11 protein-coding genes are annotated in these 13,529 nt (G+C 41.4%); 5 read left to right on the plus strand and 6 right to left on the minus strand.

The window, feature by feature from the left end:
• Window positions 1-175: 175 nt before the first annotated feature.
• Together pulA and CALSC_RS17720 are read right to left on the minus strand one after the other, a co-directional pair.
• Window positions 176-3,205: a pullulanase-type alpha-1,6-glucosidase gene (gene pulA, locus CALSC_RS17715; RefSeq protein ID WP_200817672.1), complete on the minus strand. Its 3,030-nt coding sequence runs from the start codon at window positions 3,203-3,205 to the stop codon at window positions 176-178.
• 183 nt (window positions 3,206-3,388) lie between these two features.
• On the minus strand, window positions 3,389-3,796 hold the full coding sequence (locus tag CALSC_RS17720) for a hypothetical protein (RefSeq protein WP_088242623.1): 408 nt from the start codon (window positions 3,794-3,796) through the stop codon (window positions 3,389-3,391).
• A gap of 34 nt (window positions 3,797-3,830) precedes the next feature.
• Here CALSC_RS17720 and CALSC_RS28210 point away from each other — a divergent pair, with 34 nt between their 5' ends.
• On the plus strand, window positions 3,831-3,947 hold the full coding sequence (locus CALSC_RS28210; protein ID WP_407641949.1) for a DUF6887 family protein: 117 nt from the start codon (window positions 3,831-3,833) through the stop codon (window positions 3,945-3,947).
• Window positions 3,948-4,127: 180 nt separating this feature from the next.
• Here CALSC_RS28210 and CALSC_RS17725 read toward each other — a convergent pair whose 3' ends face one another.
• The 3 genes from CALSC_RS17725 to hemC form a co-directional block, all read right to left on the minus strand.
• Complete coding sequence (locus CALSC_RS17725; RefSeq protein WP_088242624.1) at window positions 4,128-6,221, minus strand: hydantoinase/oxoprolinase family protein; 2,094 nt, start codon at window positions 6,219-6,221, stop codon at window positions 4,128-4,130.
• 219 nt (window positions 6,222-6,440) lie between these two features.
• Window positions 6,441-7,859 (minus strand): glycogen synthase GlgA, encoded by a 1,419-nt coding sequence (gene glgA, locus CALSC_RS17730; RefSeq protein ID WP_088242625.1) that lies wholly within the window; start codon window positions 7,857-7,859, stop codon window positions 6,441-6,443.
• A gap of 448 nt (window positions 7,860-8,307) precedes the next feature.
• Entirely contained in the window at window positions 8,308-9,282 is a 975-nt protein-coding gene (hemC, locus tag CALSC_RS17735) for a hydroxymethylbilane synthase (RefSeq protein ID WP_088242626.1), read from the minus strand.
• Between the two features lie 158 nt (window positions 9,283-9,440).
• On the opposite strand from hemC, the gene CALSC_RS17740 reads away from it, so the two are divergent.
• Together CALSC_RS17740 and CALSC_RS26585 are read left to right on the plus strand one after the other, a co-directional pair.
• On the plus strand, window positions 9,441-9,947 hold the full coding sequence (locus tag CALSC_RS17740) for a pentapeptide repeat-containing protein (protein WP_088242627.1): 507 nt from the start codon (window positions 9,441-9,443) through the stop codon (window positions 9,945-9,947).
• A gap of 331 nt (window positions 9,948-10,278) precedes the next feature.
• Complete coding sequence (locus tag CALSC_RS26585) at window positions 10,279-10,422, plus strand: hypothetical protein (RefSeq protein ID WP_159460643.1); 144 nt, start codon at window positions 10,279-10,281, stop codon at window positions 10,420-10,422.
• A gap of 47 nt (window positions 10,423-10,469) precedes the next feature.
• Here CALSC_RS26585 and CALSC_RS17745 read toward each other — a convergent pair whose 3' ends face one another.
• A complete protein-coding gene (locus CALSC_RS17745) occupies window positions 10,470-11,078 on the minus strand; it encodes a Uma2 family endonuclease (protein ID WP_200817673.1) in 609 nt (202 codons plus the stop codon).
• A 204-nt stretch (window positions 11,079-11,282) separates the two neighbouring features.
• Between CALSC_RS17745 and CALSC_RS17750 the strand changes: the two genes are divergently transcribed.
• Together CALSC_RS17750 and CALSC_RS17755 are read left to right on the plus strand one after the other, a co-directional pair.
• The gene (locus CALSC_RS17750) at window positions 11,283-12,368 is read left to right on the plus strand and encodes an agmatine deiminase family protein (protein WP_088242628.1); all 1,086 of its coding nucleotides are present in this window, start codon (window positions 11,283-11,285) and stop codon (window positions 12,366-12,368) included.
• Between the two features lie 164 nt (window positions 12,369-12,532).
• A complete protein-coding gene (locus CALSC_RS17755; protein ID WP_088242629.1) occupies window positions 12,533-13,372 on the plus strand; it encodes a nitrilase-related carbon-nitrogen hydrolase in 840 nt (279 codons plus the stop codon).
• The last annotated feature ends 157 nt before the right edge of the window (window positions 13,373-13,529 follow it).

Below are 13,529 nucleotides of genomic sequence, written 5' to 3' on the forward strand. Positions count from 1 at the left end.
TGGCACTAAAAAAAAGGGCGTTGCTGAATACTGGGATGATTGAGGCTGACATGGAGACAGGGAGATACGGGGATTATGGTTGATTTTTTCTGAGGAAATCATCCCGCAATTATGCAATGCCGAAAAAAGCCTCTCACTATGGAAAGACTTTGATTAGGGATACACATCACTGTGATTATTTCAGACAAAAAACAGCAGTGGTGCGTGGAGGGATATTAAATTCCCCCTTATTTCTATTAAAACTTACCTGCTTCAACGGCTGCTTTGCAGTATCCCTTTTATTCTGCTGCACGGGATGCAATTCCATAGGAACACCTTTTAATTCAGGTAGGGTGAAAGTTTGAGCAATTTTATTGGCATTAAATAATACCACTATATACTCATAATTGGGATCCAAATCTGGCTCGAATCGATCGCTAATAGACATGACGATTAATCCGTCTTTTTGCTGGGAACCTGTATTATGAAACTGGAGCCGCTTTTTGATCTCTGCGCTAGTTTCTAACCGAAATAGTTTGGAGCTTTGACGAATTTGCAGAATTTCTTGTAGGTGGTTCACACTTTTGAGAATATCACTTTTACTGGGAATTAGAGTCTTATTCGCCAGCAACTCTTCCATAATCTGCCACCTAGATTGATTGTCCCACGCTGGAGGCAAACCCACACCAAAATTATTACTATTGTAGGTAAAGTCAATCCGATTAAACCAATCTCCGGAATCGTAGCTATTGCTATCGAGGGATTTAGAACGCAGCATATCACTACCCATATGAAAAAAAGGTATACCCTGACTCAAACCAATAATACTAATGCCCATGTTTTGTGCTTGCACCCGTTCTTCCATAGTAGCCGAGGGCATTCTAAATACATTCAAGTCATACAGGGTTTCGTTGTCATGTTTGGATACATAATTAATTGCTTCCTGGGGATCTGTGGTATACCCTGCACCGTTTAAATCCTTACCCTTCACTACTTTGTCATTACGGCTGATAAACTGAAAATCCTGTAAATTTCCAGCTAAACCCAAGCGAATTTTATCCGTTGAATCAAGTAAATCATGGCGATTCCTTTGGTCATAAAAGTAACCATTCCAATCGTAGAATTGACCATTAATAAATCCTTGACGACGAATGCCTAGGGGGTCTTTGGAATACCCTCCATGTGCTCCATTCCTAATTCTATCGTTGAAGGTACCAATACCCGTACCCGCCATATTGAATTGTTCACCATGCTTGAATCCATTAGCTTTGAGGGAACCAAAATCCCACCCTTCCCCATAGAGGTAAATTTTGCTACCATCTACACCATCTTTAGCAACGGTTAATCCTTGGACTACATCCCGCAAAGCAATCATATTATCTACGGTATGCAGATTCATTAAATCGAAGCGGAAACCATCTATTTTGTAAGCCTTTGCCCATCTCATAACTGTGTCAATCATCAACTTGGACATCATGGCAAATTCCGAGGCTGTATCGGGACAGCAACTAGTATTTTGCAGTTCCCCATTTTGGTTGTAGCGATAGTAGTAACCCGGAACAATCCTATCTAGTACAGATTGGGAATCTTGACCACTGACAGTAGTATGGTTGTAAACCACATCCATTACCACCCGCAGACCATTTTCATTCAAAGTCTGCACCATCTCCCGAAACTCTCGGATGCGGCTGGTATTATTTGGCATAGTTCCATAACTACCTTCCGGTACACCATAATGAAATGGGTCATAACCCCAGTTAAAAGCATCTCGGTCACGGGTAGCAGCAATTACAGCCTGTTGTCTCGGAGAATTGGGGGGGAAACTATTTAAATATTGATACTCGGGAACATTTTGCTGGTTGGGGTCTTCATTAATGGTGGAGAGATCAAAAGTTGGCATCAGGTGAATGTGGGTTAATCCTGCATTACCTAGATTCAGCAGATGGGTCATACCATCGGATGGCCCTGGTCTGCCTTTTTTGCCATCATAGGTAAAGGCTTTATACTTACCCCGGTGAGATGCTGCTACGGTTTGGTCATCCCGGCTAAAATCTCGGATATGTACTTCGTAAATGGATATATCGACCGGTGCTGTAAAGGTTGGTTTGACTAATGTATCCCAGCCATTGGGTTGAAGAGTTTTGTCATTATTAATATCTACAATTTGACTGCGATCGCTGTTGAGGGAGAGACTCACAGCATAGGGATCAGTCACCAGGTTGGTGGCGATTTTCCCAGTGGTGGGGGCAAATACCTGGACTTCATATAAGTAATATTGCTGATTCCAACTAGTATCGCCGGTAATACTCCATACCCCTGTTTGGGAGTCAAAAGTCATGGGGGTTTTTATGGCTGTGGTGTTTGCTTGGGTATCAGCAAATCGATGCAGAGTCACAGATTTAGCAGTGGGTGCCCATAATTTGAGTGTGGGTATACCTTGGCGATAAATTACCCCTAGTTCTCCAGAATAGGTATATAAATCATCTAGAACTCCTTGAATTTGTATACCTGTAGCATCAAGTAGTTTGCCATTTTGATCATAGGCTGCGATCGCTATTTCACCGCGAAGAATTTCTGGTATTTGGGGCAGACTGTTGGTGGGAATTTGCAATCCATCGTAACGGTTGAGTTGAGGGAACTTGGTATAACTTTGGTTGGTGAGGGTTTGAGTCAACTTGAGGGGAATACCAGCACCACTACTGAGGGGAAGGGAGAGATTACCATTAGGGCTGTGGTGTAGTTCGTAGGTAGTTGCGCCGAAACTATTCCAAGCAATTATATCTTTTTTGACCCAAAATGCGCGGCGATCGCTAAGTTCTGTAGACAAGGGTTTTACTGTGAGTTTACCGTTTCCTGGGCTTTGCCAGATAGTTTTTTTAGTGCGGGGATGAGTACATTTACTGGTAAATTCATATAAGCCGATGGGTGGTGAGATTATACTTTGGTAATTATTTTTACCTTGATATTTCATGCCAGTGGTAATAGTCTGTTTCCATTCACCACCAAAACTATCTACCTGGCTCCAAGATAAATTACAGTTCAGTTGAGTATTTCTAGCACCTGCTGGTTGTAGTTGAACATCAACAGTAAATGATTTGATATCAGTAGTAATATTACTAGAGTTAACAGCGGGAAACATTTCTCCCTGCCAACCAGCATCAGATGAAGCAAAGCTAGTATTGTGGTATCCGTAAATTATGATAAATGCGATAAAAGCGATAAGCAAAAGGCTTGACGCTTCGCGTAACGATAATACTAACTTAAATAACTTCCCCATCTTTATCTAGCAAGTTCTTTGTTACCAAAGATGATTTTACACTTTTGTGCGCTCATAGTCTCTTATGCGCCAAAACAATAGTTGTCTTTAAACACATTAACCTTTGTTGGCTATATCAAAAATTCCTCACTATCAATCTCCGTCAGGGATGAAACCAATCATTACTCTAAAGTTCATCTCAGAATGTGTAATTAAAATGTATTCTATGAGTTTATCCAGAATCTCTTCATTCTCTGATATCCAATAAACTCTATCAAAACTGATAAAATTAGTTTCTAAATCTTCCTCATCAATTGTAAACTCTTGTTGTATTGCTTGAATAAAAAAGAGAGAGACTTCAGTGTAGCTGGAATCCAATTGAGTGAAGCACAGGACAAATCCGAACTTCTTTATGTGCAGTTTTGTTAGAAATACTTTTCCTTTATATCTTCCTCTCTTTGCACCTACAAGGAAAATTTCATCATCTTTTTTATCTACACGAATATCCGGATTTTTACCTACAATATGGCTGTACTCTTTTATGTCCTTAGCAGCCTTCAATATCTTTTGATGGATGGACGCTGGGAGTTTGATGATGATAAGGAAGCTTGACTTTCAACAGATGAGTCGAAAAGAACTCAGAACTTATGTACTTACTCACAGAGAGGATGATGAAGCTTTAAGGATATATTATGAAGCGGATGCACAATGAACCTGGCATAAACCGACATATAGGAGGTTTGAGTGAAGACGACTTCAATCAATTAGAGCGACTTATCAAAAGGCGAGTGAGCAATCGCTGATTCAAAATGCTAGAGTGCGATCATGGGTTAAAACCGTTACCTTCCCAAATTCTTGAATCGTCTATGAGCATAGTTGATGCCCTAAAAATTCACCGCTCTAAAATGAGATGATTGCGCTGAGTCAATTTTGCTTCCCATCCTGGCTCAACCATGATGGTACCAATTTGCTCCACAATAATTGCAGAACCTTTAATCCTATCTCCCGGTTGTAAATCTTCCCGTCGATACACTGGAGTCTGATTCCATTGTTCAGCAGCAAACATTTCTACTACTTCAACAGCCTCAGGTTCCATATCTTCAGGATTGGTACGAGTAATTAAAGGCTCTTCGGGAGTATGCATTTTTTGAATTACTTCCACCGATACCGAATCTACAATTAATGCTTTTTCTGATTGAATGAAACCATAGCGAGATTGATGTTCAGTGGCAAATTCTTGTTGCATTTTAGTTATATCTAATGCAAAATCAATATTCAAAGTAGAATTAGTACCTTGATATTTCAAATTCACTTTTTGCACAATTTCCTCTACAAGGGTTGCTTCATCATGATTTAATTCATTTTTGGCTTGAGTTTCTAGGGATGCCATTAACTGCTGTAATTGAGGAATTAGTGTTGCACTTAAAGTTTTTTCTACCCCGATCACTTTTGTGGCTCTCACATCAGCTAAACCCATACCATAGGCAGAAAGAACACCAGCATAAGGATGAAGAAATATCTGCTTCATACCTAAGGTATCAGCAATTAAACAAGCAACTTGTCCCCCTGCACCGCCAAAGCAACAAAGAACATATTCGGTAACATTGTAACCCCTTTGTAAACTGATCTTTTTAATTGCATTTGCCATATTTTCAACAGCAATAGCAATAAATCCAGCAGCTACTTGTTCCGGTGGACGATGATTTCCGGTAACATTTGCAATTTCTTCAGCTAGTTGGATAAATTTTTCGGTGACAATATTTTTATCTAAGGGTAAATTACCATCAACTCCGAAAACGGCAGGGAAATATTGGGGGTTAATTTTACCTAACATTATATTGGCATCTGTAACTGTTAATGGACCACCCCGTCGATAACTAGCGGGCCCCGGATTTGCACCGGCGGATGCTGGTCCCACACGATAACTAGAACCATCAAAATAAAGGATAGAACCGCCACCCGCAGCAATGGTATGTATTGCTAATACAGGTACTCGCATCCGCGCTCCAGCAATTTCCGTATCTAGCTGGCGTTCGTACTCACCTTTAAAATGGGCAACGTCTGTACTTGTTCCTCCCATATCAAAGGTAATTATCTTGGCAAAACCTGCTCTTTTACTAGTTTGTACTGCACCAACAATACCACCAGCTGGGCCACTCAAAATGCTATCTTTACCTTGAAATTGTTCGGCATCAGTTAAGCCACCATCAGATTTCATAAACATTAATCTGACATTAGGTAGGTGACTGCTTACTTGGTTAACATAGTGACGTAAAATGGGAGTTAAATAGGCATCTACAACTGTTGTATCTCCCCTACTAACTAACTTCATTAAAGGGCTAACTTGATGGGATACAGATATTTGGGTAAATCCAATTTTTCGGGCAATTGCAGCAACTTGTTGTTCGTGATCATGATAGCGATCGCTATGCATTAACACAATAGCACAACTGCGAATTCCTGTATGATAAATTGCGGATAAATCTTGTTTAACTTGCTCAATATTTACAGGGATTAATTCATTCCCTTGGGCATCATATCTTTCTTCCACCTCAACTACTTGTTCGTAAAGCATGGTAGGTAAAACTATTTGCCGAGCAAAGATATCAGGTCGATTTTGATAACCTATTCGCAATGCATCTTTAAAGCCTTTAGTAATTAGGAGGACAACCCGTTCGCCTTGTCTTTCTAGTAATGCGTTAGTTGCAACTGTTGTCCCCATTTTCACTGCTTCTATGGTGTCAGTGGCAATAGGTTGATTGCTAGAAATACCAATTATATCTCTAATACCTTGAATTACTGCGTCTTGGTATTTTTCAGGATTCTCTGAAAGTAATTTATAAACTATAATCCATTCTTGGTTGGGCAGAGGAACAATCAAAAAACGTTCTCTATGCTGAGAAAGTTTGTTGACAATTAATTGATTTTTCGTAACGGCAATAATATCTGTAAATGTGCCACCCCGGTCAGCAAAAAATTTAAACACAAGCCAAGATCACTGATTATACGGATTACGCGGATTACACGGAAGGAAGGGAAGGAGAGGATGGAGAGGATGGAGAGGATGGAGACTATTAACTAAAACACATCATTCCCCCACTCCTACCCTGCGGGAAGCCCTACGGGTTGCGCCACTTGCTTTAAGCCGGGGAACCCGTCCAACGCAGTGGCTTACCGCTCTCCGAGCGTCTACACTCCTTAACTCTCAAGCTACATCTACTACTTCTGGCTTTTGTTCTTCCTCTTCTTCTGGTAAACCTAAAACAGACCGGTACATTTTCACATATTCTTTGGCAGATTTATACCAACTAAAGTCCTCTTTCATCCCTCGTTGCTGTAAAGCTTGCCATCTATCTTTATATCGGAAGCCTTCCCAAGCCCTAATCATACAAGTAAATAAGTCCAGAGGCTCATATCTGTCAAAACAATAACCAGTACCTGCTTCTGCCATCGGGTCATGATGGGATACCGTATCTACCAATCCCCCAGTTTGTCGGACAATAGGTACGCAACCATAGCGCATTGCCATCATTTGACTAATACCACAAGGTTCAAAGCGGCTAGGCATGAGGAAAGCATCAGAGCCGGCATAAATACGCCGGGATAGGGCATCATTGTAAAGCAGGTAAGTAGCCATGCGTCCGGGGTAACGGGATGCCATTTGCCACAACTGACTTTCATAATAGCGATCGCCTGTACCTAAAATGATAAACTGAGCGTCTGTATATGCCAAAAAGCGATCAAGTATTTGCAAAGCTAAATCAATCCCTTTTTGTTCTACTAACCGCGTCACCATGCCAATTAAGAAGGAATTAGAGTTAACTTCTAACCCTACTTCTTCCTGTAAGGCGATTTTATTCGTCTTGCGTTGATCTAAGGTTTCATCGGTGAAGGTTTGAGTAAGATATTTATCATTCCCAGGGTTATAAACATCAGTATCAATACCGTTGAGTATCCCGGACATTTTGTCACCGATAAAGGATAGTAAACCCTCTAATTTTTCCCCATAAGTAGCTGTGCGAATTTGGGCGGCGTAAGTAGGAGAAACTGTGTTTACCTTATTCGCATACTGTACTGCTGCTGCCATAGTATTGTGTCCTTGCATATACCAAGGACACCAAGTAATTTTATCTAAATACCAACGCCAAGGTCCTTGGTAGGCCAGATTGTGAATGGTAAATACAGTACTAATATCTGGAGATTGATGCATCCATACGGGAATCATACCTGTATGCCAATCGTGACAGTGGATTATCTCTGGCTTCCAGTAATTCCAGCAAAATTCAGCCGCTCCATTGGCAAAAAAAGTGAACCGCCAAGGCTCATCCTCTCCAGAATAAATCCGCCGGGGGTTAAAGGCAGGATGTCCAAATAAATACAGAGGCACATCTGTACCAGGCAACACCGTTTCATAAACAGCAAAGTCCTGAAACATGGCATATCCCCACCAAATTGGTTCTTGGGGAATTTCCATTTTGTCTGCCAAAAAACCATAGTAAGGCATGAATATACGCACATCATGACCCATTTTTTTGAGAAATTTAGGTAGTGCTCCCACTACATCACCCATACCACCCACTTTTGCAATGGGAGCAGCCTCTGCTGCCACAAATAGAATCTGCATGATAACCTGTGTTCCCTGACTATGCCTGTGTATTTTAGTTGACTTAGCGCAATGTTTGATGTGCTAAGTATAATTCGTTGCTGGCAAATGCTATCAACAGAAATTTTTTCAATCTGGAGACGGGACTGTTAGGGACTTCCAATTTTTAAAGTATCCCATTTTTGCTTGTGGGATGGGCTTCTAGCCCGTTCCCATCAGCAAGCAGGCAAGGGATGCCTACCCCAAAATGGGATAATTTATTTTTTGGTGTTCCCTTAGTGCATAGTGGGGTAAATAAAGCACCCATTACTAGAAAAACAAAAAGCTGCCAGCCATTAGCTATTTTTTGTTTTTACTATGGCAGTAGCCACAAAGGTGAGGATATTTTGAAGGTTAATAAGTGAGGGAATATCAAGAATTAACCTTCTATCTTCTGCCTTTTCCTACTACTTAATTCTGCCTATTTGTCCTAGGAATCTCTCTGAACCTCAGCTAAGATTTCGTTCAAAATTTCCTGCGCTCCCTGTTGACGTAAACTCTCTGCTAGTTGACTACCCAGCTGTTCCGCATCCTTGGCTGCACCGCTGATAGTATCCTGAACTAACCTTTGTCCATCCACACTAGCAACTATACCTTTTAAGGTTAATGTATCACCAGCTATTTCAGTATTTACACCTATAGGAACTTGGCAACCACCTTCCAAAACTCGTAAAAAAGCACGTTCTGCCAGACAGCGATCGCGAGTTTGGGGGTGTTCAATAGCTTCCTTCAGTAAGGATATTAATTCCGTATCATCGGCGCGGCATTCTATACCTAAAGCTCCTTGTCCAACGGCATGGAGAGAGATTTCGCTAGGTATAACTTGGTGAATGCGATCGCTCATTCCCAAACGTTCTAAGCCAGCTACCGCCAAAATTATGGCATCATATTCCCCAGCATCTAGCTTTTTCATACGGGTATTTAAGTTACCACGTACATCTTTAAAATTAAAGTGGGGATAATTATGACGTAGTTGTGCCAACCTTCTTAAGGAAGATGTACCGATAACAGCACCAGCAGGTAAAGTATCAATTTGCTTATCTTGATATTTTTCGTGTACAACTAAAGCATCTGCTGGATTTTCTCGTTCAGTAATTGCGGCTAATGCCAAACCTTCTGGCAAATTAGTCGGCAGATCCTTGAGAGAATGAACAGCAAAATCAATCTCCTGATTGATCATTCCCAATTCTAATTCTTTGGTAAACAGTCCCTTATCACCAATTTTAGCTAAGGCAACATCCAAAATTTTGTCACCTTGAGTAGACATGGTATGGACTTCAAAAGTGATATCAGGAAAAGATTTCTGGAGTTCTTCTTTCACCCAATGGGTTTGAACCAGAGCTAATTGGCTTTTACGGGAACCAATACGAATAGTGCGCTTAGAATCGGAAACAACAGATGTCATAAACTAAGATGTTAAATCAGGAGATTAATTCACTCTCATCTAGACTACCGCAGTGGGTGACAGATTCGGTCATTAGTTAATAGTTATCAGTTATTTCTTTCCCTCTGGATAACCACAAGCTTACCCCTACTCCTTCCCTTCTTTACTCTCCCTCAACAATGCCAAAGCAGAATCAACGTCAATTATTACTATTTTCCCTTGCCTCAGTCCTTACAGGTACAGCCATGTTACTGGGGGTAGGAATTTACTTGGCATTGAGACATTTAGACACATCATCAACAGCAACTGAATATTCTTCCATTCCACCTGTGGAAACTTTAGCGCCATCATTAACAACTCCAAATACATCCACAGTTCCCATACAGGTAAAACCATCAACAAAAAATCTAGGTGGTGTTAACTGGGAAGGTAAAGATTTACGAAGTATGAATTTACAAAACGCTAATTTAGGGGGAGCAAATTTAGCGAATGCGAATTTAAGTGGTGTGAATTTGCGTGCTGCTAATCTCAGTGGAGCTAATCTGAATCATGCCAATCTGAGCAATGCGGATTTGAGTCAAGCAGATTTGAGAGGTGCAAATCTGAGCCATGCTCAACTCAAAGGTGCTAATTTACATCAAGCACTCTTAGATGGTGCCAATTTCACTAGTGCAATCATGCCCTAATATTATGTTCGGTTAAAGACTTATGATTAAGACTGCAAGGGGGCAGAGGGCAGGGAGAGAAAGAGTTTTAAGGTGTTTGCACCATGATCCGAATAATAAGTAATAATTCCTTATTTCAAGTCCCTACATTCATGTATGAGGTTTCTCCCCTGCTCCCTGCTCCCTGCTCCCTGCTCCCTGCTCCCTGCTCCCCTGCCTCTTTGTGACACCAATCACAGGCATATCTGTTGAATATCACTCTTGTTAGTTGTTGTTATCACTGAGATTAAGACAAAAATTAGCCATATATGGTTACAGGGATAGTGTGTATACGGTGTGGGAGAAATAGATTATGGGAGAAAAACTATTATTAGCGATCGCACTTACCTTTGCTATAAGCTTATTTGCCAATGCTAGCCTATCTTCTTCTGTTCCAGGTTCTAACAGTATCCACTGGGAGAATCTACCGATTTTCCATTTAGTCCTGAAGCACTAATTAATCAAATTATTCTAACTTACTGTGGCGCGATCGCTCATCTACTCTTAATCTTGTGGGCTATCTTCTGCTTCTATCTCTGCAAGTTCAACTTTATCGTAAATGTCTCCCAGATCAATATCAAAGGAAAACGAGTTTAAAGATATTTTTGTATCTGAATCATTATATTCTGAAAAAGTCCAGCTATTGTTACCAGTCTTAAAATATTGCTCCACGCTCATGGTATATTGGTCGATGAGAAGGTATTCTTGAAAACTATTGATAGTTCGATAAGCTGCAAACTTTTTATCTTTGTCGTAGCTTCTCGTGGATGCAGACAGTACCTCAGCAATCATTAATGGATTGGTAATGGTATCCCGTCTTCCCTGTTGTAATTGTAATTCTCCTTTAACTACCATTACATCAGGATAAGTATAAATGCCTTGGTTGGGAATCCATAGCCTTTGATCTGTGACAAAGGCTTGATAGGGTTGACGTTTAAGTGCAAAGTTGAGTGCGGCATAAAAGTTACCCACAATTTTATTATGATTTGGGGTCCCACCAGTCATGGGAACAATCTCACCGTTGATATATTCATGACGTTCTTGAGAATTAACCTCATACTCCAGGTATTCTTCGGGTGTGTAAATCTTTTTTGATTCAGCTTGCATAATCATATAATTTTAACCCTCAGATTTTATGAATACACAGTGGAACGGGTGACCATATCACTATTGTGAACTACTTACTAGGAAATTTAATTAAACCATCCTGGGGTGAGGGAGTATGTGCTTGATGTATTTACGGAGTAAACGGAGTAAATAGTAGTAACATAAACATATAATCAAAACAAGTCTCTGAATCCGGAATGAGGTTTGTCGATGCAAAGGCTTAATTGTAATCCTAAAGAGCAAGGCTTTTATATGCCAGCTCAGTGGGTGCCCCATAAATTGACAATTTTAGCATGGCCGTTCGGAGAGAGTGAGTGGCAGGGAGCACTGGCTGAGGTACGGCGCGAGTTCATGGCTTTTCTCTGTCAAATTCTGGCAGATGAACCAGTGCTATTGCTTTTAGCTCCTGGAGAAGCGGAGAGTTTTGCAGAGGCACAAGAGAATGAACATCTTAGCTTGTCCAATGGGGCTAATCTTCGTCTGGCGACGGTAGCCCTTGATGATATCTGGATGCGTGACATTGCTCCGATTCAATTGATGCAGAAGAGTTCCGATCATCTAACATCCGTCAAGTGGCAGTTTAATGGTTGGGGTGGCAAGTTTCCCCATAGTCAAGATTGTGCAGTGGGTTATAAACTCTTGGAGCTGATGGGGGTAGGTGATTTTTTTGATGTGCCTATTATTTTAGAGGGGGGAGCAGTTGAGGTGGATGGGGAAGGAACTGGACTAACAACTCGTTCCTGTTTGTTAAATCCCAATCGCAGGTCATTAGATGAAGAACAATTAAGCCAAATCATCAAAGATTATTTTGGACTGGAGAGACTAGTCTGGTTGAATAATGGTTTAGTTGGAGATCATACAGATGGACACATCGATATGGTTGCCCGTTTTACCCCCAGTGGTAACATCTTGATTAATCACACTGATGATCGGCACAACCCGCATTTTCATGTGCTCCAAGACAATTATGAGCGGCTCAGTCAGGAGTTTGGCGCAAGTCGCCTCATCTGTCTCCCGTTGCCCCAGCAAACTATCAACAGGGCTGTGACTGAGAACTTTGCGGATCTGAGTAAAATAGAAGGCCTAGTTTGTGCAAATTATGCTAACTTTTATGTTACAACACACTCCGTAATTGTACCTGCTTTTGCAGACCAGGTAGACGAAGTGGCGCGCAGTATTGTGGCCAGTTGCTTCCCTTACCATCAAGTAGTGAGTTTGCCAGCTAGGGCTATTTTACAGAATGGAGGAGGTATTTTTAACTGTTTGGCCCAGCAGGTACCTAAAGGTTCATTTTAACTTGAAAATTGAGAGTGAAGGAGTGAAGGAGTGAAGGAAGTATTTATGACGCTTTGCGTCAAGCTGCGCTTTCCTTTAATGCCCACAGGGCTATACATCCTTGGTTCTGGGCAAAATTGCTCGTTGGGGAATAACTTGTTGTTTTAAAGAGAGTTATTTGGTCTATGAAATTAGGGGTATTGCAAAGCTCATTTTCCCAGAGTGCTGAAGCTAATGTTGCCAAAATGACCGATGGGATTAAAAAAGCTGCCCAAGAAGGGGCGCAGGTGATTTTGATGCCAGAACTCTTTGCTCACCATTATTTCCCCCAAGCTGAACGAGGGGAAAGCTTTACTCTGGCTCAATCTAGGGAGCAGCATCCCTTCCTACACGTGTTCCAGAAATTAGCTGGTGAACTGAATGTTGTATTGCCGGTGAGTTTTTTTGAACGGGATCGTACCTCCTATTTTAATAGTGTTGTGGTCTTTGATGCAGATGGCAGGGATCTTGGTATTTACCGTAAAGCCCATATTCCCGATGGCCCTTGGTATGAGGAAAAGTATTATTTTACTCCAGGGGATACGGGGTTTCGTTGTTATGACACCATCTATGGGAAGATTGGGGTAGGGATATGTTGGGATCAATGGTTCCCAGAATGTGCAAGGGCTATGGCGCTGCTGGGAGCAGGTTTGCTATTGTATCCTTCGGCTATCGGTTCCGAGCCTCAACAGGCAGGTTCCCTTGATACCAGTGCAATGTGGCGGCGGGCGATGGTGGGACATGCGGTAAGTAATTCGGTGTATATAGCGGCTGCAAATCGAGTTGGCAGAGAGGGGGAGATGGACTTTTACGGTACCTCGTTTATTGCTGATTACACAGGAGAGATAATTGCTGATGCAGGTGGGAATGATGACTTTTTAATTGCAACTGAGTTGGATTTTACCGCCCAAGGACAATTTCAGGCTGAAATGGGTTTTTTCCGCGATCGCCGCCCAGATTTGTATAATTCACTGCTTGGCCGTTAGTTATTTTTACCAGGATAAACTAAATAACTACGCCATACCTGCTCGGATGTTTGGTTCTGTCGATCCGGAATTATCAGTCTCCATGTCTTACCTTCAGGTTGGATTTGCATATAAATATCAAAAGGTTTTTGTGGCTGTTTTAAGTCGTGTTGGGGAA

The sequence above is a fragment of the Calothrix rhizosoleniae SC01 genome (genome assembly GCF_900185595.1).
Lineage (GTDB): Bacteria > Cyanobacteriota > Cyanobacteriia > Cyanobacteriales > Nostocaceae > Calothrix_A > Calothrix_A rhizosoleniae.

Bases quoted from the DNA above. Each gene is read 5' to 3' on its own strand.
- CALSC_RS28210 (WP_407641949.1), top strand. From the start codon at position 3,831: ATGATAAGGAAGCTTGACTTTCAACAGATGAGTCGAAAAGAACTCAGA.
- glgA (WP_088242625.1), bottom strand. From the start codon at position 7,859: ATGCAGATTCTATTTGTGGCAGCAGAGGCTGCTCCCATTGCAAAAGTG.
- hemC (WP_088242626.1), bottom strand. From the start codon at position 9,282: ATGACATCTGTTGTTTCCGATTCTAAGCGCACTATTCGTATTGGTTCC.
- CALSC_RS17740 (WP_088242627.1), top strand. From the start codon at position 9,441: ATGCCAAAGCAGAATCAACGTCAATTATTACTATTTTCCCTTGCCTCA.
- CALSC_RS26585 (WP_159460643.1), top strand. From the start codon at position 10,279: ATGGGAGAAAAACTATTATTAGCGATCGCACTTACCTTTGCTATAAGC.
- CALSC_RS17745 (WP_200817673.1), bottom strand. From the start codon at position 11,078: ATGATTATGCAAGCTGAATCAAAAAAGATTTACACACCCGAAGAATAC.
- CALSC_RS17750 (WP_088242628.1), top strand. From the start codon at position 11,283: ATGCAAAGGCTTAATTGTAATCCTAAAGAGCAAGGCTTTTATATGCCA.
- CALSC_RS17755 (WP_088242629.1), top strand. From the start codon at position 12,533: ATGAAATTAGGGGTATTGCAAAGCTCATTTTCCCAGAGTGCTGAAGCT.